Raw genomic sequence first — 25,686 nt, 5'->3', positions numbered from 1 at the left:
TTCGGGGATGACCTTCGTTTCCGACCCTGACCTGCACGAGCTTCGCCCATGCCTCATCCGGCTTGCCTACCGAATGCTGGGATCTGTTGCTGATGCGGAGGACGTAGTGCAGGATGCCTATTCGCGTTGGCTCATGGTCGATCGCGCGTCGGTGCAAGAACCGGCTGCCTTTCTGCGTGTGGTCGTGACGCGCCTTTGCCTCAATCAGCTGAAGTCGGCCCGCCTTCGGCGTGAGAGCTATATCGGCACTTGGCTGCCAGAACCGATCTTCGATCCAGAGGACGGCAATCCGGCCGATGACATCACCCTGCCGCTGATGATTGCGCTCGAAAGGCTATCGCCGCTGGAGCGCGCGGCCTTTCTGCTGCACGACGTATTCGGCATGGATTTTCCCGAAGTAGCGCAAGCCATCGACCGGTCCCCTGCCGCATGCCGTCAACTCGCCAGCCGAGCGCGAGTGCACGTTCGGCGAGAGCGCTCGCGCTTCATCGTCAGCAAAGAGCATGGCCTCAAGATCGCCGCCGCTTTCTTCGCAGCATCTCGGAGCGGCGACATGAGCGCTCTGCGCACCATGCTGGCGGACGATGTGACTGCTTCTGCCGACGGCGGCGGCAAAGTTTCGGCGACGCTGACACCACTCGTTGGCATCGAAGCGGTGCTGAAGCGCCATGCCGAGATGGCAGCCATGTTCGCGCGGTCTCCATCGCGACTCCTGCGCTATGCGGTCATCGATGGCCTACCGGGGTTTATCACTATTGAGCCAGGCAACGTTATGCAGGTAACAGCGCTGCACATTCACGACGATCAGGTTCTCACCATCTATGTGATGCGCAATCCGGACAAGCTGAAGCGGGTTTCAAGCTAGATTGATGAGACCGATGTCGACCCAACTCGGGCTGACCTACGGCATTCCCGAATTCAGACTCTCGCGGCGCCCCGCCCAGCGGTGCGAGGCGCCCGACCCCGATCAGGTCAGCTTGATCAAAGCTGCGAGCGCTCCGAACATCGCCACGAAGCCAGCCGCAATCAGGCCGCCGAGACGCACCGTCATCTGGAGCGTCTGAAGCTCCATCGCCGTGCGCAGATCTTCCTTGGTGACGAGTTCGTGCATGATGAACTCCCGGGCCGCCTCGGCATGGGCCTCTGCCTGTTCGACAGGGATACCAGCCGTGCGCAGGGCCTTGGAATATCCGAGTGTGTCAAACGCGTAAGCCATTCCGATGTTCTCCGCTTGATCCTGAACCCGCCCCGCCCGTCGGGGCGGGGCGCCGAGGCTCCGGGGCTCAGTCCCGGCGGCTCGGCTGGCGGCCCTGCTGGCGGCCCATGGGGCGGGCCTTGGAGCGGCTCCAGATCGCCTGGAAGGTCTTGCCATCCTCGTCGGCGCAGAGGTTGGCGAAGAGCGGGGCGGGCAGGCTCGGATCGTCGATCTTGAGGGAGATGTAGTCGCGCTGCTCCTGCGAGCGCTTGGCCCAGCCGGCGCCGATCTCCGCCTTGCCGAGGTAGATGCGGTGCGTGGGCGCGTTCTCGCTGTCGCCAGTCGTCTCGACGATCGTGACCCGCTTGGCATGGATCGTCAGGGTCGCGATCTCGCCGGTGAAGCCGTTCTGGGTCCGGGTGAAGGTGCCGATGGTCGCCATGGTGAGGTCCTCTCTCGCTTCGGAGCCGCGCCCTCGCGGCCTCGATGGCGGTCGTTGAGCCGGAGGCGGCCGGCGCCGCACCAGCGTGCTGGCCGAAGCGCAGCGGAGGACGGCAGGGGGCCGGGTTTGTTGTTCCGCGAGGAGCCGCCCGCAGGGCGGCGGGGAAGAAACCCGAGACCCCGCCGTTGCGGTAGTCCGGCCGAGGCGAAGCCGTCCCCGGTTAGACCAGCCCATCTCGAGAGGCCGCAGGGCAGCGGTTCGTGCGCGGGGGTTCGAGGACAGCCTGGCGTCCCCTGGCCCTCCGGACCGCCCTGACACGCGCTCCGGTCGATGACGCTCGCTCCGAGCTCCCAGCCAGGATCACGCCGCCTCGATGTCGGTCCGCGCGAAGCCGTCGCCCTTGTAGAGCAGCGGCAGCCGGTAGTAGCGGGCACAGGCATAGGCGAGGCAGTCGCCGAAGTTGAGGGCGGCCGGGTGCCGTCCCTCGCCGTAGCGATCGTAGGCGTCGAGCGCACCGTCGGAGACGCTGGCGGGCACGCTGACCACCTGGATGCTGGCGAGCGCCAGATACGCCTGGAGCGCCTCCCTGGCCTCCGGGATCGGCAGGCCGAGGCTGCGGGCCATCACGACGGTGCTCGCCCATACCGCGGGCGGCGTGGTGATACGGCGCGGCGCCCGCTGGAGGCGGGCCACAAGAATCCGCGCCTCGGCTTCGTCGGTGAGGATCGCGATCAGCGCGGAGGCGTCGACGAACATCAGCGGCCTTCGCCGTAGAGGCTGTCGATGAGCGCCTTGTCGACGGGCTGTCCCGGCCCGGAACCGGCGCGCTGCTTCAGTTGGCGCACGAAGGCGACCGACTGCTCGACGAGATCGGCCTTGCCTTTCTCGCGGGTAATCTCATTCTGAAGCGCCTGCCGGACTGCTTCGGTCTTTGTGCTGCGCGTCAGCGCCGCGAGTTCATCGGCCAAAGCATCGACCTGCGGATCCTTGACGTAGAGCGGCATGAATATCCCGCGCGGGCCGAAAGGCTCAAAAGGGTAGAGCAATGCCGAGGTGGCCCGCCGACCAGCTTCTCCGGCACGGCCCGGAACTCCCGCTGGCGGAGCAGGTCCGGCGCTACCAGCACAACATTCGCACGATCCGGGAGGCCGGCTGCGTGGTGCCGCGCTCGGCCTATGTCGACACGCTCGATCCGGTCGAGATCGAGATGTGGTTCGTCGACAGTGCGGAGAGGAAGCACCGACTGAAGGCGGCGATCCAAGGCTTGGCCGCCCTGCCGCCGGAGCCCGAACCGGAGTGAATGGAGGCCTCGGCCGGAGGCGGAGCAATTATTTAATTGACTTCTATCGCTTACGCGCGACGATGGCCTGCATCCGGTCGATGGTTACATCTATCTCGACAGAGAAACCTATCGTGCGTAACTCATCAGAGATCGATGATGGAACAAGACGGATCTTTCGATAGCTGCTTTTACTAAGATGCCATCCATTGTTCGAACGGAGATAAACAAGATCGTTTACTACGACATGCTCGGGCTCATACAGCAGCGCGCATAGCATAATACGCCGGTCGTCTGCGCGCACTGGTATAAATCGGTCGGCACCGGTCAGCTCAACCGAGAAATCCCGAAACGTCAGTGCGAGCCGGCCATTGGGACGTAATGTGTGGTAGGCATCGTGCAACAGCTTCGACACATCGGCTCGATCATCAAGGTGGGTGAGTGTATCCCCCATGCAGACAATGGCGTCGGCACCCTCTGCACCAACGATTGACGTAAATTCACGCAAGTCTGCAAGTTGAGCATCGATGGATCGACTACCGGCAACAGACTTTAACTCATCAAGCAGTGCCTGGCTTGTATCGAAAGCAATAACTGATTGGTACCCAAGATCACATAGAGCCGCTGCTTGATAACCTGGACCGCAGCCAAGATCGAGAGCCACGCCTTTCGACACGGCTAGGAAGCCAAGCACCTCCAACAACTTGCGCTGCTCCGCAACCTTGTCCAAAAATGTCATTCCACTCATCCATGAATAATGACTGGCTAGCAAATCTTCGTAGTGGCGCTGAACTTCGCTCATGAGCGGTGCTCCATGGATCAGATTGTCGGCTCGCGGCTATCGACGATCTCCGTCTCTTGTCCAAGCCCATGGGACGGGGAGGCCCGACGACATGCACGACGGGCGAAGGCTCTGCCGCGGCAACGAACCGATCCCGTCCTGCTCACCGACTGAAGAGCACGGTCCAGGGGCAGGCCGCCCTGCCGCGTGAACCCGAGGCGGATTGAGCAAAGGCCTCGGCCGGGGCAATCCCCCGGCCCGGCGCACGCCGCTCTCATTCGCCGTGGGGGTCGAACTCGTGGATCACGCTCGCCGGGTCGCCGTCGAACTCGTCGCTGGGCATGACGCCGTAGCCGCCGTCGGTGACAAAGAGGGTGACGCAGACCATCAGCGACTGGGCCAGGTGGTAGGCGCTGCTGCGGGCGAGGGTGAGATCGTGCGCCATGGTGCGGCTCCCGTCCTGCGGCGGGGACCGTCCCCGCTCGACAGGCGCCCGAAAGGTCCGGACGGGGCCGCGATCACCGCGGGAGGCGAAGCCGGGAGCGGCCGCCCGCGCATGCGGAGCGGACCCCTTGAGGGTTGATCGTGGAAGGCCCCGGGAGTGACCAAGGGTCAGCGCCGATCAGAGCGGGGTGGCCCCTGCACGACGCGCCGAGGTATGCGCCGTCGTCGGCCTCTCGTGATGTCGTCGCCAGCGTTGCCGGATCTGAGCGGGTCGGGCATCTCTCGGATGGAGCGCCAGAGCTCTGTTGCCGTCACGATGGCCGCGAAGGCTTGGTGGCGGGGGCGATCCCTCGCGCAACCAAGCGTGGCAAACCGCAGCTTCGGAGTGGATCGAGTCCGCACGAGCGCCTACGATCCGGTCAGGGTGGTACGCGCCGCCCTGGGGCGTGGAAACCCCTTGTCTGACGGTATGGCGCCGGCCGTGACGGCGCCGGATTCCTTGACCTTCTTGGTCGGGGAGCCTGCGACGCATGTCCAGGCGCCCCACTGCTAAAGGTCGTAGGGACCGTTCAGACACGGTTTTCCAACTCCCCGACTATGGGTGGTTGAGGCTCGTTAGCGGGGGCGCACCGCGGACACGGGCCTGCAGGGGTGGTTCGATGCACCGCTCGCACGATCGCGAAACCCTGGAAGCGCGGACGATCGAGGCCCAGCGCCTCTACATCAAGGCCCTCGTCGAGCTTGAACGGGTGCAGGACGGGATCGATGAAGGGTCGCTGATCGTCACCCATGGCGACCTGATCCAGGCCGAATGCCTGCTCGCCGAGCGTCGTTTCGCGCTCGTGGATCTGCTGAGCGCGCTCGGCTACACGCCGAAAGGCTTCACCGCCAAGCTGCCGCGCAGGTCGGGCAAGGGCGGCCACCGGCTGGACGCGACGTCCGATCCGGACATCGCCGCTCTGCGCCTCTGCTACCTCGCATGGCAGGGCAATTCCGTCTCGGTGGACACCGGACGGTCGATCCGCTCGATGCTCAACCTCGGCAGGGTCCTGATCCTGCTCGGAGCCCTTTCCGAAGAGGACATGGCGGCGGAGGAGCCGAGCGGAGAGGCCATCCCCAACTGACCCCTGCGAGGCGGGGATGTGCTGGCTGCGCCAAGCGCGGGACCGTGCGCGGGTCCGGGCAAGAGCCCGGATCATGGTCGCGCGCTATGGCGGCCCGGCCTACTGGCTGGCCCGGGATCGGGCTCGGGCCGCGCGCGGCGCGGATGCGGCCCGGGATCGGTTCTGGGGGAAAGTGGCCGTCGAGATCGCCCGGCTCGACGGTCGGGTGATCGGACTCGGGACCGGCGAACGCTGGCGCTAGGGCCCGGCCCCGCAAGAGGATCGGCGCGCCCCTCGTTCGAGAAGCGCAATGCGACAACGCGAAACGTAAGGCCGCCAGTCCTCACAAATCCAGGTCCTGTTGGAGGAAGCGGGCCGGGATGTCCTCCTCCCTGCCCTGCCAGGCGATGCGTCCATCCTGCCAGATCGTGACAAAACCGCCGCCGCGAGGGATTGGGAGCGGCGGAGCCGCCTCGAAGTTGTCGCAGCCGAACTCGGCCGAGGTGGCCGAGAAGGCCGGCCTGGGATTGTTGCCGACCAAGACGCGGTCGCAGGCGCCCGTCGGCCGCCGGACGCGGCGGCGGGACAGACCGAGGTGGAACCACTCGTAAGCCCGCTGCTCCTCGTCCGAGGGCGCCATCCAGTGCCGGCAGTGCTTGCACCGGCCGGGGCGCGTGTCGGCCAGCTCACCGAGGGCCGGCCCGCCGTTGTGCCCGACGCGAGCGGTCATGATCGCCCTCCCTGCACCGAGGCGGCCTCGAGCAACCAATGTCGAAGATCTCGCCGCATCAGGCCGATCGGCCCGTTGATGACGGTGATGCGGGCGTTCGGCCAGACGCAGCCCATGGTGACGAAGCCCGCCACGAATGCCTGCATGACGTCGAGGTAGAGTTGTCCACCCACCAGCGCGACATCCTCGAACGGCTCGGCGCCATACCCTGTCATCGAGGCGATCTCGGCGCCGGCGTGCATGCCGTAGGTGTCGGGCCGCCGCGGCGAGGGCGGCCTGGGCCAGCGCGTGGTCACGCCGTCGGCGACCATCCGCTCGGCGAGGTCCTGGGTCAGCCGCGCGTCGTAGGCCGCGATCGGCGTCGCCGCGTCGCGGAAGCCGTAATGGGCCGACAGGAATGCGACCCGGGCCCGCCGGCCCTCCGGGTCGGCGGCGCGCAGGGTCCGCCACAGCGGGCCGTCGTAGCGCGCGAGTGCCGGGATGCGTTCGGGATCGGGGCGCTTGGTCGCCGAGCAGGCAAGGACGAGAAGACGGGGCATCGGCTTAGCTTTCGCGACGGGCACCGGAGCCTCTCTCCGGTCGATCATCCCATCGCGAAGCCCCTGGTCTCCTCCGACTTCTGAGCCCAGCCCAGGCTAGGGTCCAACCCCAATCAGCTTGGCCGCTTGAAGGGCCGCTGCGGGTGGGAAGCGGACCCTGACGCTTCGCCCTGAAGCAGACGTTCCGCAGCCGACCCAGTCTAGTCGGCTGGAACGCTGTCGTCGTCCCCCGAAGCAGACTTTCATCGGCCGTGCGGCAAATTCAGCTCGGGGTGGGAGCGGCAATAAATTTTTCGCCCGGAAGCAGCCTTTCAGCTTCACGCCCCTTTCAGAGTTGGGGTGGTCTGGCGGCAACTTTCAAAACTGACGCTCGGCGAAGGCCCCGTTTATCGGCATCCTTTGACCGAGTAAATTCGCACCAGACTTTTGCAACGGCTAGAACCGCTCCCGCTCATTTAGCGACGGCCAAGTCGGTGTCGTAGCCGGCCGCGGCGAGGCAGTTGCGGCACTCGCCGGTCGTAAAGCGTGTCATCGTCCGTTTGCCCGCTCATTGCCCCCCAGAATCAACTGATGGGACACCCAGTCGTAGGGCTGCACGTACTCTCCGCGGGCGAGCTTCACGGCATCGTTCACCGCCTGGGCCCCCTGCATCGGCGCATCCTGAAGGACGCTGACCAACAATTCGCCGCTCTTCACGGCCGCAATCCCGTCCGAGGTTCCGTCGACGCCGCCGACCAAGACCTTGCCCGACAGGCCGGCCGCTTTGAGGGCGGCCACCGCACCGAGCGCCATCTCGTCGTTGTTGGCGGCGATGGCGTCAGGCTTCAGGCCGCTGCGCAGCCATGCCGTCACCTGATCCTGCGCCCGCCGCCGGCTCCAATCGGCGCTCGCCTCCGCCAGGAGCTTCAGCCCCGGCCGTTGCCCGAGGATCTCCTTCATGCCGGCGGTGCGCTCCTGGGCGGCGTTGTCGCTGTCCTTGCCGCGCAGTATGGCCACGTTGCCGCGATCCCCGAGACCCTGCGCGAGCAATCGCATCTGAACCCGACCTGCGACGAGGTGGTTCGCGCTGACGATCGCCATCCTATGGGCCACCGGACCGCTCGGGCGCTTGTTCACGAACACCACCGGAATCCCGGCCGCCGCGGCCATCTCGGTGATCGTCCTGGCGCTGGCGTCGTCGACGGGATTGACGATCAGGGCTGTCGGCTTCGCGTCGAGGGCGGCCCGACCCTGGACCACTTGGGTTCCCCCGTTACCGGCCGCCTGCGCCACATCGACCGAGGCGGAGAACTTGGAGGTGGCCGTGTTGAGGACGGAGGCCTGCAGGCTGTCGAGCAAGGGATCGCCCACCTCCGACATCAAGAGGGTGAATTTCGTTTCGGCGGCGGCCGGTGCGGCGAGAGCGATCAGCAGCAGGGCGGCGGGCAGGGATCTGGTGAGTTGCTTCATGGCAAGCCTCGGTGGAAGCGCGGACGTCAGGCGGCACGGACGGTGTCGAGGAACGACTGCACCTGTCGGCGCAGCAGATCGGATTGCTGGGCGAGTTCGCCCGAGGCACTCAGAACCTGCGCGGCGCCGGTCCCGGTTTCCTCGACGTTGCTCGCCACGCCGGAGATGTTGGCGGTCACCTCGCCGGTGCCGCTCGAGGCCTGGGCAATGGCCTGAACGATCTCGCGCGTCGCCGCCCCCTGCTCCTCGATGGCCGACGCGATGGCGGTCGCCGTCTCGTTGATCGAGCGGATCGAGGCGGAGATGCCATCGATGGCCGTGGCGGTCCGTCCCGTCGAGGACTGGATCGCCTCGATTTTGGCCGTGATCTCGCTGGCCGAACGGGAGGTTTGGTTGGCGAGTTCCTTGACCTCCGTGGCCACGACCGCGAAGCCGCGGCCGGCTTCCCCGGCCCGCGCCGCTTCGATCGTGGCGTTGAGCGCCAGCAGGTTGGTCTGGCCCGCAAGGCCGGCGATGGTGTCGACGACGTCGCCGATGCTGGCGGCCACGCCCGTCAGCTCGCGCACCAGCGCAGTCATTCCCTCGGTCTCCCGAACGGCGGCCTGCGACATCGCCGAGGAGCGCTCGACCTGGACGCCGATCTCCGTCACCGAGGCATCGAGTTCCTCGGCAGCGCCCGCGATCGAATGGATGTTGACGGAGGCTTCCTCGGCCGCCGCGGAGACCGCCACGGCGCGCACCGAGGTGGCCTCGGCCGACACCGAGAGGTGGCGGGCGGTCGTCTGCATCTGAACGGCCGCCGAGGAGACGGCCGTGACGATCCCGCCGACCGACTGGTCGAATGCGTCCGCCAACTCGCGCATGGCGGTCCGGCGCTGCGCCTCCGCCCCGGCGCGCTGGGCGGCCACTTCGGCCTCGAGAGCCTTGTTGCGGATCATGTTGTCCTTGAAGACTTGAACCGCGGCTGCCATCAGGCCAATCTCGTCGGAGCGGCGCTGATCGGGGACCTCGACGCCGATGTCGTCATCCGCGAGCCGGCCCATCACGCCGGTCATGCGCCCGATCGGGTGGGAGATCGTCATCGTCAGAAGCCAGCCGGCCAGCGTGCAGAGCGTCAGCAGACAGGCCAAGGCCGAGACGATCCAGAAGCGGGCCGAGGCGCGGATCTCCTGGGCGGCGGCCGTGGCGATCTCGACCTCCTGTTGACGATAGGCCTGCACGGCCCGCACCGCGGTGTAGAAGTTGGCGGCCTCCGAGAGCATGTCACCCTGCAGCACAGCTGTTCCGGTCTCGTTCAGGCCGGCCCGGTCGAGGATGAGGATCTCCTCTTCGATCGCCAGGAAGTGCTGCCACGCGTTACGCAGGGTTTCGGCGAGCTGGGTCTCGCGCGCGCCCTCGATCAGGGTCGCGTAGTCGCCCCAGGCCTTCGAGAAGGCGACGCGGCCCTCCTCGGCTTCCCGCGCATAGGCGCTGCGCTGCGTCTCGTTCGGGCTGTAGTGCTGCAGCGCCGTCAGCGCACGGAGCTGCTGGCTGAGCCGGGCGAGGTCGCCCAGCAAGGTCACGGCCTCGACCTGACGGGCCAGCGCCGCGCCGATCGCCGAGACCTGATCGACCTTGAGGATCGCGAAGCCGCCGGTCAGGCCGGACAACACAACCAGGATCGCGAACGTACCGATGATTTTCGACTTGATGGATCGTAGATTGATCGAGCGAATTCTCTTGCTGATCGGCATGGCGGCGAACCTTTGAGGAGGACGGGTCCGAATGGAGTTTGATCGTGGAAGGGCGGGGCGTTTGCGTCGGCGCGGGCCGCATTGCTGCGCTGGCCCCATGCCTGTCCGGGTCAGAACGTGACGCCGCTCTTGACGCCGAAGACCAGGATGTCGTCCCGCCCGCCGACGCCGCCGGGACGGTTGATGAACTGGATGTTGGGCCGGACCACCACGTCGGGAGAGAGGGCGAGGCTGTAGAAGACCTCCAACGCGCGCTCGTATCCGGGGAGCGCGCGGACGCCACCATCGAGCAGGTTGGCCATCTGGACGCTCTGCGCCAGGCCACGGCTGGCATGCGACTGGCCGATGCCGAAGCCGATCCAATCGAGCGGACGCGCAGCCCAGAAGCCTTTGTAGACGAAGCCGATGGTCTCCTGCCTGTCGATGAACGAGGTCGAGGAATTGGCCATCGTGACGCGGACGAAGGCGGAGAAGCTGCCCAACGGGTTGGCGGGGTTGGGACGGTAGAGTTCCTGTACGGCCACGCCGTAGAGGCCGCTGCGCTCGCGGTTCGCCACCGGCGCGCCTCCGACCACCGCCAGGGGCAGGCCTTCGCGGTTGAGGAAGAGGTCGGGCCCGCCTCCGGTCTGGTACCACGCACCGACCGTATAGCTGCCGGGATAGGAGAAGGGCGGGAGCGTCGGGAAGGCCGCGGCCTCGACGATGGCCAAGGCGCCCACGGCGCCGGACGGGTCGAAGTTGAAGCCGTTCTCGAGGTCGCGCGGATTGACCTGATACACGCCGGCCATCAGATAACCGGTGTCGGTGTTGCCGAGCCGCAGGCGGGCGGCATATTGCGAGACCGGCCAGTTGTACCAGTAGTTGCCGACGAGGTTGCCGGGCTGGTTGCCGCAGAAGGTGAGGTTCTGGAACTCGCAGGCGAAGCCGGCAAAGTCGGTGCTGACCGGCAGGCGGCCGAACTTGAGGTCGACGAACTCGCCGAAGCGCTGGGTGTAGGAGAGCTGGGTCAGGCGCGGGAACCGGCCGCGGCCGAAGATTTCCTCGGTCTGCTGGAGCACACCGAAGTGCTGGTCCGCGGTGAGGCCGCGGCCGAAGCGGTAGGTGAGAGCGACGTTGAAGGTGCCGCCGGCGAGTCCGGCGAGGCGATCCATGTCGACGGCGGAACGGACGGCGAGCTGCCCTGCGCCGCGCAGCGACTGGTAGGGGCCGCCCTGAACATTGGTCGAGGTCTGGTAGTCGAAGCTGCCGTCCATGCGGATGCCGGCACGGAAGAGATCGTCTCGCACACCGCCGAAATTGCCAAGCACGCCCCATTGCGGGGCTGCGCTCTGGGTGTCGAGGCTGCCGGCCGGGGCCGTGTTGACCCCGGCCGCCGTCGAGGGGCGCGCCAGGGGCAGGCCGGCGCCACCGAAGGCCGGTCGTGCGGGTCCGGAGAGGCGGCGGAGGCGCGGAATGGCCGAGAGGGTGGGGGGCTCGGCTCCGTGAGCCGAAGCCATCCCGCGTTCGGGGCCGGTTTGCGCGAGGGCAGGGATCTTCCCCGACGCGACGATGTGCGCCATCGCAAGCGAGAGCGACAGAATGAGCGGTCTTCCTGGCGGCGACATGGATTTCACAGGTCCGGAGAGGAGGCGATCGGCGCAGGAAACCTGCCGCATAGTCAACACTACTGCATTATTGCAAATACTGTCACTAACCCGGAATATATTGCGATCGATTGGTGGAACCAGATGAAGATGCAGCTGTTATTATTGAAACTGACCGGAAATCGAATGATTTTCTCTAATCTCTAAGCAAGCAAATTCGGACTATCATATATCAAATTAACAAATGATTGCCGTGCGCTAGGTCGCAGCGAATTCGAATCCAATTCTGAGCGTAAAATCGAACAACCTTAGATGCGATACGCATTATTATGCCGTATCTGACAGGTCAGATTGCAATATTATATCCCAATTCGCAGTGAGACGAAGAAATACGACCAACCTCAGATTGCAATGCTGTCGGATTAGCTTCGCAGAGAAGGGTTAGCTCAGGCGACGCCTGGGCAATGGCTCACGGTGCCGGACGGGGCGCACGCCCGACGGCGTTGAGGTTGAGGGTCTTGCGTGTGCTGGCGGCGGCCTCTGCAGTGACGGGGCGCGCGCGTTTGCCCCAGCTGTTGCGGATGCAGACGTCATCCGAAAGCGGACCGTCGCAAAGCCACCCAACCCGGTCGTGCGGCTCTGGCTCATCAAGTGCCCGGAAGCGGACCTTCCGACCTTCTGCAAGGGATCGGAAGCAGCCCCTCACATGGTTGAGCTGATTAGGCTTTGACCATAGGACCGGGCGACCGGCCTGAGGTAAGGGGCCGGGATGTCAGTTCCCCACCCCGTCGCCACCGACCCTTCACCGAATTTTCACTCCTGGCGCGACCGCATCGAGCGCATGAACCCGGCGACGTCCCCCTGCCCCGGCCTGCATGGCGAGACGTGGCAGAGGGTCCACGCGGCGATGCTCGTTTTCCTCGAGCGCTTCGGAGCGGAGGCGGTGGATCTCGGCTGGAGCGAGCTCGACCTGTTCGGAGTCCATCCCAAGGTCGGGATCATTCGGGCGGACCATTGTGGTGCCCTGGTGGTGGGTGGGCGCGCGGCGCAGTGGATCGACCCGACCCGGATCAACTTCGGCAACCTGACCTACTATCGCGACACACCCGGCCAGCCGCGCGGCATTCCGATCTGGGCTTATGGGGGCTGAGGCGATAGGCCGGGCGCGAACACCGCGAGCGTGAGGGGAGCTGCGATGAGCCGTCGGATGTGGGCCGTGCTGGGGCTGGCCGTCGGCTGTGCGAGCACGCTGGCGATCCGGCCGGCGTCGGCCGAGCGGTTCGATGGCGACCGCCTGATCGTCCTCGACGGCGATACCGTCGCCCTCCCCTGCGCCGTGCCCGCGCGCGGTTGTGCCGAGAAGGTCCGTTTGAGTGGGATCGACACGCCGGAGGTGTCCCGGCCGCGCTGCGAGGCCGAGCGGATCTCTGGCCTGAAGGCGAAGGAGCGCCTGGCCGGCCTGATCCGTGGACAGGCCGTCGAGCTGGCGCGCGCCGGCGAGACCGATCGCTACGGCCGGACGCTCGGGACGTTGCGGGTGCCGGCGGGAGAGGTCGGCGCGATCCTGATGCGGGAGGGCCTGGCGGTGGCCTACCGGCCGGGCCGGAAGGCGTGGGAGGAGCGGGCGGATCACTGGTGCCGCTTGGACCGGCGCTGAGGAGCCGGGCGACCGAATTCCGAGGGACGACGAGGCGCCGGGGGGATTCCTCGGACTCCTTGCCGTGCTAGCGTGGCCGGACCGTGCCGATCCGCCCCGAACACCGCCACTTCTACCCGATCGACTGGCCGCAGCTCTCGGCGGTGATCCGCTTCGGCCGGGCCGGAGGGTTCTGCGAGCGCTGCGGACGCCCGCATGGGCGGGTCATCGTCTGCGTCGATGACGGGAGCTGGTACGATGCCGACGGCGGCGTCTGGCGCTCGGGCCGGGGGCGCATTCTGCGGCGCATGCCAGACCTCGCGAGTGCCCGGCTGACCCGGCCGATCCTCGCCGCCTGCCACCGCGAGCACGACACAAGCCGCAACGGCCCCGCCGATCTCGCCGCCTGGTGCCAGCGCTGCCACCTGGAGCACGACCGGCCGGAGCACATCCGGCGGCGACGCCTGACCTTCCTGCGCCGCCGGGCGCTGGGGGACCTGTTCCTCGGGCTGTATCCGGTGCTCTGATGACAGTCGGATCCGACAGGTCACGCCTGGCCGCGCTGATCGATGGGAAGGACCGTGCGCTGCTCGCCGCGTTCCTGCGCGACGAGGGGACCGACTTTGCCCTCAACCCGTTCCCGTCGACCACGGCCGGCGCGGCGCGCCTGACCTGTGCCGGGCTGGCCTTCGAGTATCCGATCCTCGGCATCCTCTCGGCCGGCCTGCCGTGTCTCATGGAGGCGCTGGCGCAGTTGCCGAAGACGACGCCGCTCACGCGGTGCATTCTGAAATCCGCGGCGCATACCTGCATCGTGTTTCTGACTACCGAGGAAGCCTGTGTCGGCGCGTACCTCCACGGGAAGGCCGGGGTGCCTCTGCCGGTATTCGCGCCGGCTGCGCCCAAGCCGGCGCCGCGCAAGGGCCGGACGCGCCAGACGAAGGCCGAGCAGCTCGATCTCTTCTTCGACGTTGCCTGAAGCCGCCCGGTTCATGCCTCAACGGCAGGATCGCCGGCATACGGACTTTCCGTGACCCGGCTGCGGATCGCAAGCTTGAATAGCCTGCATCATCAGCAGTGGTCAAGCGATCAATCTTTGAGAAATGCGCTCGCGTTGCAGATCTCATCGACCCCAATTACTGTCTTCTGGGTGTGCACGCTGCCGGTCGCGAGCGGATCACTGCGGCAGGTATCGGGCGTGTGAGCTGAAAGGCCGTCGATGAGTCGATACGAGTTCGATCAACCGGGCGTCAGTCTCGCGATCGGCTGGGATGCCCCGCTCTCCACTTTCTACCTCCAGATCTGGAACGAGGCGCTGCACACCGCCGAGATGGACGATGAGGAGCGCGCCTCACCACAGATCTGGTTCGGAACCGAGTACGCGGAGCACCTCAGTCCCAGCCTACTGCTCACCCTGGCTCGCCAACATCTCCCGAGCCTCCCCGAGGACATCGAAGAATCGCTGATGCGCGATATGGTCAAGGAGCCGGCCCGGCCGCTCTCGGCCGATCACGCCGAGATCCGCCTGATGCTGGAGGCGCTCCTGGGCGAGGGTCCATCCGTGATGGAGGCCCCGCAGCGCACCCCTGACGAGACCGCTCGCCTGGAGATGGAGGCGCTCCTGAAGGGAACGACCTCCGAGACGAGGCGCCAGTAGCCGGGGTCAAACTGCTGGATCGGTTCTGGTGATCCTGATCCTCGACGCGAGCCCGCGCGATGTGATCGTCACCCGCAGGGCCGAAACCCGGTCACGGGGTTCGGTGAGCGAAGCGAGTAGAGCACGGTCCCGAAGGGACGCGCCATCTCATATTCAGATTTTCAGCTTCGTGCTTATGGACGACACTCCTCGAACGACCGTCAGGATTTCGCGGCGCACTTGGTCACCGTTAGATCTATTATGAAAAAGTCAGCTTTAATCCGTGTCGCAATTTCATCGCTAGTCTTGGGAGCCGCATATTGCGCGTGGGCGAAGGGTGGATATCAATACGCTCAGGTAAGTGGCATTCGATATAAAATACGCAAATCATACAACGCCGCAGGCGAAAAAGAACTCGGATTTGACGTAACACTAGACAGTTTTTTGCCTTTTAATAAAATATTCGCCGGTTGGAATAATTATATTCTGATTCTGATAACAGAATTTCAAAACGATACCGCAGCAGATCTGTGGAACCGATTGTATGGACCGAACCGTCAATTTCCGGGTCGGGACTATAATTTTACTTCGCGGAAGCGAATTAACGAAAACATGACTTGGTACACTACCGAGTCCAATAAAGACATATATGTCCCCGATCAAGACATGGCCACTATGGACGTGGAATTTATAATTTGTGATAGAAAAAGCGAATTATTTCCAAGCCCATCTTGCCAATTATATTTTGTAAAAAAAAGGCCAAAGATGGAAAATTACTTTTGGAACTCAACATCTCGACAGCTTCGTAGATATAAAAAATCAGACTGTGAAATTCGTGTCAGATTTTGAGGAGAAGTAAAATGGCGGAATATCTCGGCCTCATCAGGCCTTCTGATGTTCGTTATATTGTGGACACTGAGGCGCTCTTCAAAGGGAGCACCTCGCATCCGGGTCCCAGGCAGTCAAAGTGAAGCTGCTGCACGGTCGCGGATCGCCCTGATCCTCGACGCGAGCCCGCGCGATGTGATCGTCACCCGCAGGGCCGAAACCCGGTCACGGGGTTCGGGGAGCGGAGCGAGTAGAGAACGGTCCCGCAGGGACGCGCCTAACCGGCTCACCTAAAGAGTATTCGGATATGGTCGAGACAATTATTCTCTACATCATTGGGACCATAGGCCTGATTATAACATTAATCCAAGTACTTGCTCTCGCAGCTATATATATCGCCCACCCTTTTTCAACAATAATCATATTTATTGGCCCCTTCGCGATTCCGATTATTTACGTAATATATCTCTGCATCGAACAAGGGTTTAAGACCGCGATACGATTTCTCATCACAGCATCAGCCATTCTAGCAACAAATTATGGAGCAGGATTTTTTATGCAATCCATGAATGCCGCACGCAAGACAAGACGCGGCGTTGATTTGACGATGCTGTTTTACTCTATGACAGGACTAATGATCGCCATTACGATCGTAGCAATATCGGCAATTCGGCTACGGAGAAAAGAACGCGCACATGAACGCAACCTGATCATCGCAGCAGCGCGAAAGAAAATGTCAGAACACTCAAAGTGATTTTATAGATGTAAGACGAGAGATGGTGAAAGCCCCCTCCCCTGCTGCCGACGCGAAGGTTTTCACTCAAAACATTTTATAGGATACGCAGGGACGCGCCCTCACATTCATTGATCGGTGGCATCGTCTGGGCCGTTCGTGCCGAGTGCGCGGTAGACGCTGGCCCTGGCGATCCCGAGGCGGCGCGCGATTTCGGCCGGGCCCAGGCCTTCGGCCTTCAGAGCGCGCACCTTGGCAGGGTCGATCGAGGTGGGACGGCCCTTGTAGACGCCGGCGGCCTTAGCCTTGGCGATCCCCTCCATCTGGCGCTCGCGCCTCAGGTTGGTCTCGAACTCGGCGAAAACCCCGAGCATGTCGAGGAAGGCCTTGCCAGCAGCCGTGCCGGTGTCGATCGGCTGCTCGGTCGCTTGCAGGCGAGCTCCTTTGGCCTTCAGGGAGCGCACGATGTCCTGCAGATCGCCGATGGAGCGGGCGAGGCGATCGATGCGTGTGACGACGAGGGTGTCGCCCTTGCCGATGAAGTCCAGCACGATCGACAGTTCGGTGCGGCCGCTGGTCGAGGTGCCGGAGGCCTTCTCGGCCCGGATCGGGTCGCAGCCGGCGGCCTTAAGGGCTTCGAGCTGGATCGAGAGGTCCTGATCGAGGGTGGAGACGCGTGCGTAGCCGATGCGAGCCATGAAACGTCCCGTGCGGGTCTAGACCCATCGTGCTTAGCGTCCAAAAACCCGAAAAGGAACCCTAATGAGACACCTTCCCGCGTCTCACGGCCACGCCTCATTCGGGTATACCCTTTTGAGGCGCGAAAGTCATCCTCTGATGACGGAGTGACACTTAGTCGCCATGGCGCATATCCGTCGCACTGTCATTCGAGCATAGATGACAGTGCGTGATCGAAACGATATGATTGTTTGAACCCAATAAAGCGGTGGCCCTCTAATGTCGTTTGTCACTGATGTAAAATTGGCCGCTAACGGCCGCATGGTTCTACCTCAGGCGGTCCGCGAGGCGATGGGCGTATCCGGCGAGACGCGGATCATTGTGACGGTCGATGGCACCGAGGTTCGTCTGTCTCCGATCGCGAACGTCGTTACCAAGCTCCAGGCTTTGTACCGCGAGCATGTCAAAGACGATGCCGACGCCGCCTCGTTCCTGGAAGAGCGGCGCGCGGATGACAGCGACACCGTGGGTGCCAAAGCGTGAGCGCCGTCGTCTTCGATACCTCTGCCGTGATCGCGCTCCTGCGCAGCGAGCCGGGAGCGGCCGTGGTCGCCGCGCGTGTCGGTCAGGCCGCCATGTCAGCCGTCAATCTTCAGGAACTCGTCAAGGCCCTGATCCTGCGCGGGTTGGCGCTCCCGGTGATTGAGGAGGTGGTGCAGGAGTTGCGCCTCGATCTGTACTCGCATGATCGCGAGGCCGCCTTCGCCGCCGCGCAGATCACGGAGGCGACGCGACAGCACGGCAGTGGGCTCGGTGACCGGAGCTGCATGGCGCTCGCGATAAAGCTCGGCGTGCCGGTCCTCACCACCGATCGGGCCTGGGCGAAGCTGAAGATCCCCGGCCTCGTGGTCGAGCTGGTACGTTGAGGCGATGGCGGGCGCCGCGGCCCTCGCAGCGATCGCGACTGGGCTGAACGAGCGGCAGCAGGCCAATCTGCTCGCGGCTTACGATGAGGATCAGGCCCGCGAGGCCTCCCACCAGCGACCTGGCGGGCCGCCGGCTCGGCAGTGGCGCTGGATCGAGTATGGCCCCGTTGGCCACAGATGACTCGACGGGCCGGGATCTCGGCTGCTGCGGGCCAAGCTGGCCGAGTCCGGCATGGTCAGCTAGGGCACCGGCGCCACCTGGGCGGCGTTGGCCGAGCGCGGTCTTCTGAGCACGAGCTACGCCCATACCGGCCTGATTGACACGCGCAGCCGCTGGCCCATCAGATCCCTCACAGTGCGCCTGACGACCGACGGCCGGAAGGTCGCTCGCCTCCTGCGGGGCGAGCCGCCGACGCGGCCGCGGAGCAAGGAGCCGAAGCCGCTCTCCCTGTCGGCCCTGCGGATGGTGGCCTACGGCCAGCAGCATCCGAAGGAGACGTTCGATTTTCACGCGCCCTGGGGCATCTGCCCGCTCGACTACCTTGTGGCCCTCGGGATCTGCCGCGGCCTCGTCAAGCGTGGCCTGCTCGATGGAGATCCTCCGACGCACCTCCGGATCACGCCGGCCGGGCTCACGCTGGACGTTTCATCCATCAACATCAACCGCCGAGCCACAACAGCTTGAGGCGGCATACGCTGTAAAAACGAACAAAGGTTGTGAACCCTCGTTGACTGAGAGGGACTGCTGTCTACGGTGCCGCTCGGCCTCCGCGTTCGCGCCGAGGAGAACCGACGAGGCGGGTTATATCCCCCCGATCACTCGCCTCGTCGGACCAAGCAACGCCGACGTATCCTCGGAACCGACCGACCTCAGGACTCCCTTGTTCAGCTACGCCTCCACGGCGAGGCGGGAAGGCCTTCAGATGGTGCGGGCGAAGGGCGTCTGGGGGTCGGTAGCGAGCCGCCGCCCCTGTTGCTCGGGGGACAGATCGTGGAAGAACTTCACCTCGTAGTTGGGGGTCCAGGCCGGCGGTGCCGGCTGTTTGGGCGAGGCGCGGAACACCTCGACGACCGGCCCGCCGAGCAGGTCGGTTTGGATACCGATCAAGGCTCGCTCGTACTGCGCCTGGCGGTAATCGGCCCGCCAGCGGGCGTCGCTGCCGGCCGGCAGCCGCGTCACGTCCTGGCGGATGTGGTACGTTTTAAAGCGTGGGATTTTAGGCGGGACCGCCTCACTCGTCCCAGGGATTGACGGGAGGTACGACCAGGTCGGGGAAGTGCCGGACGTTGCGGGTTGCGAGGGTGGCCCGCCGCGCGATGGCGGTACCAGCGATCATGCTGTCGCGCAGCTCTTGCGGTTGGCCCCGTCTCTGTCGAGCCGCCATGAGGGTTGCCGTCTCGCCGGCCGCAGCGGCATCGAACGGGGCGATCCTCCTTTGGAGCATTTCTGCGACGAGGCGATCGAACGCAGTGCGCAGGCCTGCGGCGCGCCGGCCATCCGGCATGAGGTCGAGGCCGAACTGGATCTCGAGGACGGTAATCGTGGTGATCCAGACGGAGTTTCTGGGTTGGCTGTCGAGCCAACTGACGAGAATCGGATCCGACGACGCGCGCATCAGACCGGATACGACGTTCGTGTCGAGGATGATCATGCGAAGGGATCAGCGAGGCTGTGCCCGCGGAACTGGGTCAGTTCCTCGTCGGGCTTCAGGCCGATTTCTTCGAAGAGGGACGCGATCTGCGTCCCCAACCCCGTGGTTAGTTCATCCTCGGCGGCGGCGGAGCGCAGGATGTCGCGCAACTCGGCCTCCATGCTGCGACCGTTCCGGGCAGCGCGCTGCTGCAAGCGTTCCTTCACACCGTTATCGATGTCGCGGACAAGAATTTGGGCCATGGCATCTCCTCTTGCTATCATGATAGCATACGAAATTCCTCCCACAAAGTGGGGCCAGTTGAGCTTGCCGTTCTCGTCCTCCAGTTGCTTGAGCCGTCGGATCTCCGGCACGCCCATGCCGACGAACTGCTTCTTCCAGCGATAAAAGGTCGGCTCGGATACGCCCATCTTCCGGCAGACCTCGTCCACCGTCGCGCCGTTCTCCGCCTGTCGCAGGGCGAAGGCGATCTGTTCAATCGTGAAGCGTTTGCGAGGCATGGCATCCACCCTCCTTCAGGGTTCAGGATGCCCGAAAAACTTGCGCTCAGCGCGGACCAGTTTGATGGGTCAGGGTCAAGGGGGACGTCGGTCGGGCAGCCATATCGAATCAGTCTTCACTGGGTCTGTACAGGACGCGCGGAGAATCACCTGACCCAGCCGCCGCTACCTCAGTCGGCACGACGGAATGCGGAGGGGCTCGATCCTGTGACGCGCGAGAAGTAGCGCGAGAAATACGCAGGGTCGTGGAAGCCGAGGTCGTAGGCGATCTCCGCCACCGGCAGGTCGGAGTAGCGCAGGGAGCGCTTGGCCTCCAGGATGACCCGGTCGGCGATGAGCTGGCCCGGCGTCGCGCCGGCCACAGCCCGGCAGGCGACGCGCAGACGCCCGACCGTGGTGCCGATCCGGTTGCAGTACTGCTCCAGGCTGAGGCCGGCGCGGTAATGCTCCTCGATCGCCGCTCGGAAGCGGGCGACGATCCTTGCATGGGCGGCCAGGCGAGTGGGACCATCGGCCGCCCGCGCGTCGGCAAGGCGCGCCAGTTCGACGAGGAGCAGCGTGAGATGCGCTTTCAGGGCGGCCCGCTGGGCCGGGGCCGCGCTGGCCCGCTCGCGGTCCAGCCCGTCGAGCGCCGCATCGAGGTGCGCGGTTCCGTCCAGAGCGAGGCAGCGCACCCCCTCGAACAGGGCCGCAAAGGCGCGCTCGTCCCGCCCGAGCCCGCGCAGGACCGCGTCCGAGACGGTGAGGACGCGGCCGGTGCTGCCCGCCTCGTAGACGAAGCCGTGCACCACGCCCGCCGGGACGACCAGCGCACAGGGTGCCGCGAAAGCGGTCTCCTCGCCCTCGGCCGTGACGGTGCCGCGGCCGTACCGGATGCAGAACACTTGGTGCAGGTCGGCATGGGCGTGCGGACGAATCCGCCAGGCCGCCGGGCGGCTGCGATCGTCCAGGTCTTCGAGGTGCAGAAACCCGTCATCCGCAGTCTGCGGTGGCTCGCCGTAAAGGAAATACCGGGGCACGACAGGTTTCGGCATGGGGCACGCGGCCTTTCGATAAACGGCACAAAAGTACAAGAAAAACGCCGCCGCCTCCATACCCGCGCGGCGCCGGCATCGGCAAGATCCTGCACAAGCCGGTGCGGATCGACCGTCACGGATCAGGGAGGGCCGGCCATGCGCACGCAGGTCGCGATCGTCGGTGCCGGGCCGGCCGGGATGGTCTTGGCGCATCTGCTGCACGCGGCCGGCATCGCCAGCGTCGTGGTGGAGCGCCGCACGCGCGACTACGTCGAGGGCCGCGTGCGTGCCGGCGTGCTGGAGCAGGGCACCGTGGACGTGCTCGCGCGGCTCGGCCTCGACGGGCGCCTGCGCAGCGAGGGCCTCGTCCACACGGGCGCCAACCTCGCGGTGGACGGCGAGAGCTTCCGCATCGACATGGCCGCGCTGACCGGCGCCGCAGTCACGGTCTACGGCCAGCAGGAGGTGATGCGCGACCTCTTCGATGCGGGCGAGGCGCGGGGCCTCGCGGTGGTGTACGAGGCCCAGGACCTGCGCCTGCACGATCTCGACGGCGCCGCCCCGAGCCTGACCTACCGCACGCCCGCGGGCCCGCAGCACCTCGTCTGCGACTACGTTGCGGGCTGCGACGGCTTCCACGGCATCTCCCGCCGGTCGATCCCGGCGGACGTGCTGAGAACCTTCGAGCGGATCTACCCCTTCGGCTGGCTCGGCATCCTCACGGACGTGCCTCCCGCCGCGCACGAGCTCGTCTACGCGAGTCACGCCAACGGCTTCGCGCTCGCCAGCATGCGCTCGGCGACACGCAGCCGCTACTACATCCAGTGCGGCATCGACGAGCGTCCGGAGGACTGGCCGGACACACGTTTCTGGGACGAGCTCTGCTTGCGCCTCGGCCCCGGCATCGCGGGCGGGATCGTGCGCGGCCCCGCCTTCGAGAAAAGCATTGCGCCCCTGCGCAGTTTCGTCGGCGAGCCGATGCGCTGGGGCCGGCTGTTCCTGGCCGGGGATGCCGCCCACATCGTGCCGCCCACCGGCGCCAAGGGCCTCAACCTCGCCGTCTCGGACGTGGTGATGCTGGCCGAGGCGCTGGAGGCCTTCTACGCCCGCGGCACGGGTTCGGGTCTCGACGGCTACTCGGCGCGGGCGCTGGCGCGGGTGTGGAAGGCGGAGCGGTTCTCGTGGTGGTTCACCCGCCTGATGCACCGCTTCCCCGAGGAGACCGGCTTCGACCGGCGTATGCAGCTGGCGGAGCTCGCCTATCTCGGCACCTCGCGCGCCGCCCAGACGGTGCTGGCCGAGAACTATGTCGGCCTGCCCCTCGATCCCCCCCCGGTCTCGACCTCTGTTGCGGACTTTTTCTCGGCCCCGAGCGCGAACCTGCGCGGGATGTGCGCATGAGCCACGAGAGCGCCGCCGGGATCCTCGATGTCCCCGCCCTGATCGACGCCCGCCCGATCGGCGCGGCGCAGGTCCTGACCTTTCTCCTCTGCTTCCTCGTGGTGCTCCTCGACGGGTTCGACACCGCGGCCATCGGCTACATCGCGCCCTCGCTGATGACCGAGTGGGGCGTGGGCCGCGCCGCGCTCGCCCCGGTGCTGAGCGCCGCCCTGTTCGGCCTCGCGATGGGTGCGCTGGCAGCGGGGCCGCTGGCTGACCGCTACGGGCGCAAGGCGGTGCTGGTCGCAGCGGTGGTCGAACTCGGCTTGGCCTGCCTTGCTTCCGCCTTCGAGGCTGATCTCCCGCAACTCGCGGCCCTGCGCTTCCTCACCGGGCTCGGCCTCGGGGCGGCGATACCGAACGCCGTGACGCTGACGAGCGAGTACGGCCCGGTCCGGCGCCGGGCGCTGCTCACCAACATGATGTTCTCGGGCTTCCCCCTCGGCGCGGCGCTCGGCGGCTTCCTCGCCGCCTGGATGATCCCGACGCTGGGGTGGCGCAGCGTGCTCCTGCTCGGCGGCGCCGCGCCGCTGGCCCTGGCTGCGCTGCTGGCGCTGCTGTTGCCGGAATCTGTGCGCTACCTCGTGGCCCGCGGCGCGGCGCCGGCCCGCATCCACGCGGTGCTCCGCCTGATCGCCCCCGGGACTGGACCGGCCGCCGGCTACGACCTCGGCGCGGCGGCCGCGGGGCCCGGCCGGCCGGCCGGCCTCCGCCTCGTCCTCTCGCCGGCCTACCGGATCGGATTGGTCATGCTGTGGGCCGCCTATTTGATGGGGATCGACCGGTTCGGCGGCATCGCCGGCTCCTTCCTGGTGGCGGAACTTGCCGGGACGAGCCTGCCGGTGACCTTCGCGTTAGTCGCGGTTCCGGCCCTGCTCGCGGCCGCCGCCGTCGCCACCAAACGCAACGCCCGCCGCGGCGCGGCCCCGGCCCGCGCCGCCGCCCTCGGCCACTGACCGGCGGCGCGGGTCGCCCCACCGGCCGCCCGCGCCGCCCAGCCCTCACGCGACCCGAGGATTTCGATGTCCGACGCCACGTTCGACCACCCGCGGGATGCGGGCCAGCCGCCCTCGCTGTTCCCCGCCTACCGCTCGACCGTTCTGCGCAGCCCGCGCGAGCCGCTGGTGCGAATCCCCCACACGCTTACCGAGACCACCGGGCCGGCCGGGACCTGGGAGGCCCTGATGGGCCCGGCCATCGCCGACCTGACCCGCCACGACCGGGGGCCGGGCGTGGCGATCGGTCAGCGCATCGTGGTCACCGGCCGCGTTCTCGACGAGGCGGCGCGGCCCGTGCCTGACACGGTGGTCGAGGTCTGGCAGGCCAACGCCGCCGGCCGCTACATCCACCGACGCGATCAGTGGGATGCGCCGCTCGATCCGAACTTCACCGGCACCGGCCGGGTCGTCACCGATGCGCAGGGGCGCTACCGCTTCACCACGATCCGGCCCGGAGCCTATCCATGGGGCAACCACCGCAACGCCTGGCGCCCGGCCCATATCCACCTGTCCCTGCTTGGGCCGGCCTTCGCCACCCGGCTGGTGACGCAGCTCTACTTCCCCGACGACCCGCTCATCGAGATCGACCCGATCGCCAATGCCGTGCCGATGCCCTACCGCAACCGCCTCGTCGCGCGCTTCGACATCGACACGACGCAGCCGGATTACGCCCTCGGCTACATCTTCGACATCGTGCTGCGCGGGCGCGACGCCACGCCGTGGGAGCATTGAGATGACCGACGCCCTCGAAGGCCTGCCCCGCAACGCCGCTCCCCGCGCCGACAACCAGGACCCAGCCTTGTTCGGCCAGACGCCCTCGCAGACGGTTGGTCCGTTCTTCCATTACGGCCTGCCCTGGAAGGGGGGCGCCGACCTCGTCGGCGCTTCCGACATCGGCGCGCGCCTCGACCTGTTTCCGGAGGAGCATGACGTCCTCCACCTAGCCCCCCCGCGCGGGCCGGTGACGGGCGAGATCGTCTCCGTCGTCGGTACGGTGCGGGACGGGGCGGGCGAGCCGGTCACCGACGCGATGATCGAGATCTGGGGTGCCAACGCCGCCGGCCGCTACCACGGCGCCGCCGACACCCGGGCGGAGATCCCCCTCGATCCGGGCTTCATCGGCTTCGGGCGAGCGGCGGTCGATGCCGCGGGCGGCTTCCGCTTCCTCACCCTGCGGCCGGGCCGTGTGCCGGTCGCGGTCGAGAGCAACCGCTGGCAGGCGCCCCATCTCGCCATCGGGGTCTTCGGCCGCGGCCTGCTGAAGCGGCTCGCCACACGGATGTACTTCGCCGACGGGACCGACAACGACGCGGACCCGATCCTCGCCCTGGTGCCGGAGGCGCGCCGCCGCACGCTCATCGCCCCGCGCGTCGCCGAGGCACCGCCGACCTATCGGTTCGACATCGTGCTGTGCGGGGCGGACGAGACCGTGTTCTTCGCGCTGTGAGGCGGGAGACGCGTCATGGGGCGGGAGTGGTGAGGCGAAAGCCTGAGGCAAGTTCGTGAGGCAAGGTCGTGAGGCAAGAGAGATGAGCAGCAATTCCGTCGTCGTCGCGGTGGCGATCACCGGCTCGGTGCCGCGCAAGGCCGACAACCCGGCCGTGCCGATTGCGGTCGCGGAGCAGATCGAATCGACCCATCAGGCCTTCGAGGCCGGCGCGACGCTGGCCCATATCCACGTCCGCAACGACGACGAGACTCCCTCGTCCGATCCGGACCGGTTCGCCGCCGTGCAGGAGGGGCTGCGCCGCCACTGCCCCGGGATGATCGTGCAGTTCTCCACCGGCGGGCGCGGGCGCGACCCGGCGAGCCGCGGGCTGTCGCTCCGGCACCGGCCCGACATGGCCTCGCTCTCGACCGGTTCGGTCAACTTCCCGAGCATCGTCTACGAGAACCACACCACCCTGGTGACCGATCTGGCGACGCAGATGAAGGGCCACGGCGTGCGGCCCGAGATCGAGATCTTTGACCTCTCGCACATCCATGGGGCCGGGCGCCTGATCGCGGCCGGGCTGATGGACCCGCACCCCCACGTGCAGTTCGTGATGGGTGTGCAGAACGCGATGCCGGCCGAGGAGCACCTGCTCGACCTGCTGCTCTGCGAGACCCGCCGGGTCATCCCCGGGGCGACCTGGACGGCGGCCGGGATCGGCCGCAGCCAAGCGGTGGTGATGGACTGGGCGCTGGCGCGCGGGGCGGACGCGGTGCGCACCGGACTCGAGGACAACATCCGGGTCACGAAGGACCGGCTGGCGGCGAGCAACGCCGAGCTCGTCGGGCTCGCGGTCGAGGCCGTGCAGCGGCACGGCCGGCGTCCGGCGACGCCCGCCGAGGCCCGCGCCGCCCTCCGGCTCGCGGCCTGAGG

35 protein-coding genes and 1 pseudogene are annotated in these 25,686 nt (G+C 66.3%); 19 read left to right on the top strand and 17 right to left on the bottom strand.

Translation table 11 applies throughout. The features are described 5' to 3' along the window. Positions 1-7 precede the first annotated feature (7 nt). Positions 8-865 carry a sigma-70 family RNA polymerase sigma factor gene (locus M2437_RS00420; RefSeq protein WP_253386731.1) on the top strand — a complete coding sequence of 286 codons (858 nt, stop codon included), beginning with the start codon at positions 8-10 and terminating at the stop codon, positions 863-865. 102 nt (positions 866-967) lie between these two features. Here the strand turns inward: M2437_RS00420 and M2437_RS00415 are convergent, their stop codons facing one another. The 4 genes from M2437_RS00415 to M2437_RS00400 all read right to left on the bottom strand — a co-directional run bounded on the left by M2437_RS00415 (position 968) and on the right by M2437_RS00400 (position 2,641). Continuing rightward, entirely contained in the window at positions 968-1,216 is a 249-nt protein-coding gene (locus M2437_RS00415) for a hypothetical protein (protein ID WP_253386732.1), read from the bottom strand. A 67-nt stretch (positions 1,217-1,283) separates the two neighbouring features. After that, positions 1,284-1,637, bottom strand: a complete 354-nt coding sequence (locus M2437_RS00410) for a DUF736 domain-containing protein (RefSeq protein WP_253386733.1) — start codon at positions 1,635-1,637, stop codon at positions 1,284-1,286. 360 nt (positions 1,638-1,997) lie between these two features. Then, positions 1,998-2,393 (bottom strand): type II toxin-antitoxin system VapC family toxin, encoded by a 396-nt coding sequence (locus tag M2437_RS00405; protein ID WP_253386734.1) that lies wholly within the window; start codon positions 2,391-2,393, stop codon positions 1,998-2,000. Then, positions 2,393-2,641 carry a type II toxin-antitoxin system VapB family antitoxin gene (locus tag M2437_RS00400; protein WP_253386735.1) on the bottom strand — a complete coding sequence of 83 codons (249 nt, stop codon included), beginning with the start codon at positions 2,639-2,641 and terminating at the stop codon, positions 2,393-2,395. The genes M2437_RS00405 and M2437_RS00400 overlap by 1 nt, the downstream gene beginning before the upstream one ends. A 41-nt stretch (positions 2,642-2,682) precedes the next feature. On the opposite strand from M2437_RS00400, the gene M2437_RS00395 reads away from it, so the two are divergent. Beyond that, entirely contained in the window at positions 2,683-2,937 is a 255-nt protein-coding gene (locus tag M2437_RS00395) for a hypothetical protein (RefSeq protein ID WP_253386736.1), read from the top strand. Positions 2,938-2,980: 43 nt separating this feature from the next. Here M2437_RS00395 and M2437_RS00390 read toward each other — a convergent pair whose 3' ends face one another. Both M2437_RS00390 and M2437_RS00385 read right to left on the bottom strand, forming a co-directional pair. Beyond that, positions 2,981-3,718 (bottom strand): methyltransferase domain-containing protein, encoded by a 738-nt coding sequence (locus M2437_RS00390; RefSeq protein WP_253386737.1) that lies wholly within the window; start codon positions 3,716-3,718, stop codon positions 2,981-2,983. Positions 3,719-3,971: 253 nt separating this feature from the next. Then, a complete protein-coding gene (locus M2437_RS00385) occupies positions 3,972-4,142 on the bottom strand; it encodes a hypothetical protein (protein WP_209688085.1) in 171 nt (56 codons plus the stop codon). 658 nt (positions 4,143-4,800) lie between these two features. Here M2437_RS00385 and M2437_RS00380 point away from each other — a divergent pair. Next, a complete protein-coding gene (locus M2437_RS00380) occupies positions 4,801-5,265 on the top strand; it encodes a transcriptional repressor TraM (protein WP_253374250.1) in 465 nt (154 codons plus the stop codon). A gap of 73 nt (positions 5,266-5,338) precedes the next feature. Continuing rightward, entirely contained in the window at positions 5,339-5,506 is a 168-nt protein-coding gene (locus tag M2437_RS00375; RefSeq protein ID WP_253386738.1) for a hypothetical protein, read from the top strand. 81 nt (positions 5,507-5,587) lie between these two features. Here M2437_RS00375 and M2437_RS00370 read toward each other — a convergent pair whose 3' ends face one another. From M2437_RS00370 to M2437_RS00350, 5 genes are all read right to left on the bottom strand, one after another. After that, entirely contained in the window at positions 5,588-5,974 is a 387-nt protein-coding gene (locus tag M2437_RS00370; RefSeq protein ID WP_253386739.1) for a hypothetical protein, read from the bottom strand. Continuing rightward, complete coding sequence (locus tag M2437_RS00365) at positions 5,971-6,513, bottom strand: hypothetical protein (RefSeq protein WP_253386740.1); 543 nt, start codon at positions 6,511-6,513, stop codon at positions 5,971-5,973. Before M2437_RS00365 ends, M2437_RS00370 begins: the two co-directional genes overlap by 4 nt. 528 nt (positions 6,514-7,041) lie before the next feature. After that, the gene (locus tag M2437_RS00360) at positions 7,042-7,872 is read right to left on the bottom strand and encodes a substrate-binding domain-containing protein (RefSeq protein ID WP_499006348.1); all 831 of its coding nucleotides are present in this window, start codon (positions 7,870-7,872) and stop codon (positions 7,042-7,044) included. Between the two features lie 116 nt (positions 7,873-7,988). Further along, on the bottom strand, positions 7,989-9,695 hold the full coding sequence (locus M2437_RS00355) for a methyl-accepting chemotaxis protein (RefSeq protein WP_060769338.1): 1,707 nt from the start codon (positions 9,693-9,695) through the stop codon (positions 7,989-7,991). Positions 9,696-9,805: 110 nt separating this feature from the next. Continuing rightward, positions 9,806-11,191, bottom strand: coding sequence for a carbohydrate porin (locus tag M2437_RS00350; RefSeq protein WP_253386676.1), 1,386 nt, complete (start codon positions 11,189-11,191; stop codon positions 9,806-9,808). 856 nt (positions 11,192-12,047) lie between these two features. Here M2437_RS00350 and M2437_RS00345 point away from each other — a divergent pair. The 6 genes from M2437_RS00345 to M2437_RS00320 all read left to right on the top strand — a co-directional run bounded on the left by M2437_RS00345 (position 12,048) and on the right by M2437_RS00320 (position 16,132). Beyond that, the gene (locus M2437_RS00345; protein ID WP_253386677.1) at positions 12,048-12,428 is read left to right on the top strand and encodes a hypothetical protein; all 381 of its coding nucleotides are present in this window, start codon (positions 12,048-12,050) and stop codon (positions 12,426-12,428) included. A 45-nt stretch (positions 12,429-12,473) separates the two neighbouring features. Next, a complete protein-coding gene (locus tag M2437_RS00340; protein WP_253386678.1) occupies positions 12,474-12,935 on the top strand; it encodes a thermonuclease family protein in 462 nt (153 codons plus the stop codon). Positions 12,936-13,018: 83 nt separating this feature from the next. Next, entirely contained in the window at positions 13,019-13,441 is a 423-nt protein-coding gene (locus M2437_RS00335) for a hypothetical protein (protein WP_209688079.1), read from the top strand. After that, positions 13,441-13,893, top strand: a complete 453-nt coding sequence (locus M2437_RS00330; protein WP_253386679.1) for a hypothetical protein — start codon at positions 13,441-13,443, stop codon at positions 13,891-13,893. Before M2437_RS00335 ends, M2437_RS00330 begins: the two co-directional genes overlap by 1 nt. Before the next feature lie 240 nt (positions 13,894-14,133). Then, on the top strand, positions 14,134-14,571 hold the full coding sequence (locus M2437_RS00325; RefSeq protein WP_253386680.1) for a hypothetical protein: 438 nt from the start codon (positions 14,134-14,136) through the stop codon (positions 14,569-14,571). 1,114 nt (positions 14,572-15,685) lie between these two features. Next, on the top strand, positions 15,686-16,132 hold the full coding sequence (locus tag M2437_RS00320; RefSeq protein WP_253386681.1) for a hypothetical protein: 447 nt from the start codon (positions 15,686-15,688) through the stop codon (positions 16,130-16,132). 107 nt (positions 16,133-16,239) lie between these two features. Here M2437_RS00320 and M2437_RS00315 read toward each other — a convergent pair whose 3' ends face one another. Continuing rightward, on the bottom strand, positions 16,240-16,809 hold the full coding sequence (locus M2437_RS00315; protein WP_253386682.1) for a recombinase family protein: 570 nt from the start codon (positions 16,807-16,809) through the stop codon (positions 16,240-16,242). A gap of 259 nt (positions 16,810-17,068) precedes the next feature. On the opposite strand from M2437_RS00315, the gene M2437_RS00310 reads away from it, so the two are divergent. From M2437_RS00310 to M2437_RS00295, 4 genes are all read left to right on the top strand, one after another. Next, on the top strand, positions 17,069-17,332 hold the full coding sequence (locus M2437_RS00310) for an AbrB/MazE/SpoVT family DNA-binding domain-containing protein (RefSeq protein WP_253374232.1): 264 nt from the start codon (positions 17,069-17,071) through the stop codon (positions 17,330-17,332). Further along, the gene (locus M2437_RS00305; protein WP_253374231.1) at positions 17,329-17,715 is read left to right on the top strand and encodes a type II toxin-antitoxin system VapC family toxin; all 387 of its coding nucleotides are present in this window, start codon (positions 17,329-17,331) and stop codon (positions 17,713-17,715) included. Before M2437_RS00310 ends, M2437_RS00305 begins: the two co-directional genes overlap by 4 nt. A gap of 4 nt (positions 17,716-17,719) precedes the next feature. Then, on the top strand, positions 17,720-17,896 hold the full coding sequence (locus M2437_RS00300) for a hypothetical protein (RefSeq protein ID WP_277570164.1): 177 nt from the start codon (positions 17,720-17,722) through the stop codon (positions 17,894-17,896). 174 nt (positions 17,897-18,070) lie between these two features. After that, on the top strand, positions 18,071-18,400 hold the full coding sequence (locus M2437_RS00295) for a hypothetical protein (protein ID WP_253386684.1): 330 nt from the start codon (positions 18,071-18,073) through the stop codon (positions 18,398-18,400). Between the two features lie 234 nt (positions 18,401-18,634). On the opposite strand, the gene M2437_RS00290 is transcribed toward M2437_RS00295, so the two are convergent. From M2437_RS00290 to M2437_RS00270, 5 genes and pseudogenes are all read right to left on the bottom strand, one after another. Beyond that, positions 18,635-18,895 (bottom strand): hypothetical protein, encoded by a 261-nt coding sequence (locus M2437_RS00290; RefSeq protein ID WP_253374229.1) that lies wholly within the window; start codon positions 18,893-18,895, stop codon positions 18,635-18,637. A gap of 52 nt (positions 18,896-18,947) precedes the next feature. Beyond that, the gene (locus tag M2437_RS00285) at positions 18,948-19,367 is read right to left on the bottom strand and encodes a type II toxin-antitoxin system VapC family toxin (RefSeq protein WP_253374228.1); all 420 of its coding nucleotides are present in this window, start codon (positions 19,365-19,367) and stop codon (positions 18,948-18,950) included. Beyond that, positions 19,364-19,609, bottom strand: coding sequence for a FitA-like ribbon-helix-helix domain-containing protein (locus M2437_RS00280; protein ID WP_437179884.1), 246 nt, complete (start codon positions 19,607-19,609; stop codon positions 19,364-19,366). Before M2437_RS00280 ends, M2437_RS00285 begins: the two co-directional genes overlap by 4 nt. 60 nt (positions 19,610-19,669) lie before the next feature. After that, positions 19,670-19,867, bottom strand: a pseudogene (locus M2437_RS00275) (transposase); the annotation flags it as partial. A 170-nt stretch (positions 19,868-20,037) separates the two neighbouring features. Further along, entirely contained in the window at positions 20,038-20,901 is an 864-nt protein-coding gene (locus tag M2437_RS00270; RefSeq protein WP_277570165.1) for a helix-turn-helix domain-containing protein, read from the bottom strand. A 138-nt stretch (positions 20,902-21,039) separates the two neighbouring features. Between M2437_RS00270 and pobA the strand changes: the two genes are divergently transcribed. The 5 genes from pobA (at position 21,040) to M2437_RS00245 (ending at position 25,684) form a co-directional block, all read left to right on the top strand. Continuing rightward, positions 21,040-22,284 (top strand): 4-hydroxybenzoate 3-monooxygenase, encoded by a 1,245-nt coding sequence (gene pobA / locus M2437_RS00265; protein ID WP_253374226.1) that lies wholly within the window; start codon positions 21,040-21,042, stop codon positions 22,282-22,284. Then, the gene (locus M2437_RS00260) at positions 22,281-23,279 is read left to right on the top strand and encodes an MFS transporter (RefSeq protein ID WP_253386685.1); all 999 of its coding nucleotides are present in this window, start codon (positions 22,281-22,283) and stop codon (positions 23,277-23,279) included. The genes pobA and M2437_RS00260 overlap by 4 nt, the downstream gene beginning before the upstream one ends. Before the next feature lie 66 nt (positions 23,280-23,345). Beyond that, complete coding sequence (gene pcaH, locus M2437_RS00255; RefSeq protein ID WP_253386686.1) at positions 23,346-24,053, top strand: protocatechuate 3,4-dioxygenase subunit beta; 708 nt, start codon at positions 23,346-23,348, stop codon at positions 24,051-24,053. A gap of 1 nt (position 24,054) precedes the next feature. Further along, positions 24,055-24,768: a protocatechuate 3,4-dioxygenase subunit alpha gene (gene pcaG, locus M2437_RS00250; RefSeq protein ID WP_253374223.1), complete on the top strand. Its 714-nt coding sequence runs from the start codon at positions 24,055-24,057 to the stop codon at positions 24,766-24,768. A gap of 82 nt (positions 24,769-24,850) precedes the next feature. After that, a complete protein-coding gene (locus M2437_RS00245) occupies positions 24,851-25,684 on the top strand; it encodes a 3-oxoadipate:acetyl-CoA acetyltransferase (protein ID WP_253374222.1) in 834 nt (277 codons plus the stop codon). Positions 25,685-25,686: the final 2 nt, after the last annotated feature.

The sequence above is a fragment of the Methylorubrum pseudosasae genome, assembly GCF_029504475.1.
In the GTDB taxonomy this organism is placed as follows: domain Bacteria; phylum Pseudomonadota; class Alphaproteobacteria; order Rhizobiales; family Beijerinckiaceae; genus Methylobacterium; species Methylobacterium extorquens.
Note: the sequence above shows the minus strand (reverse complement) of the source record. Positions and strands in the feature narration are given on the sequence as shown.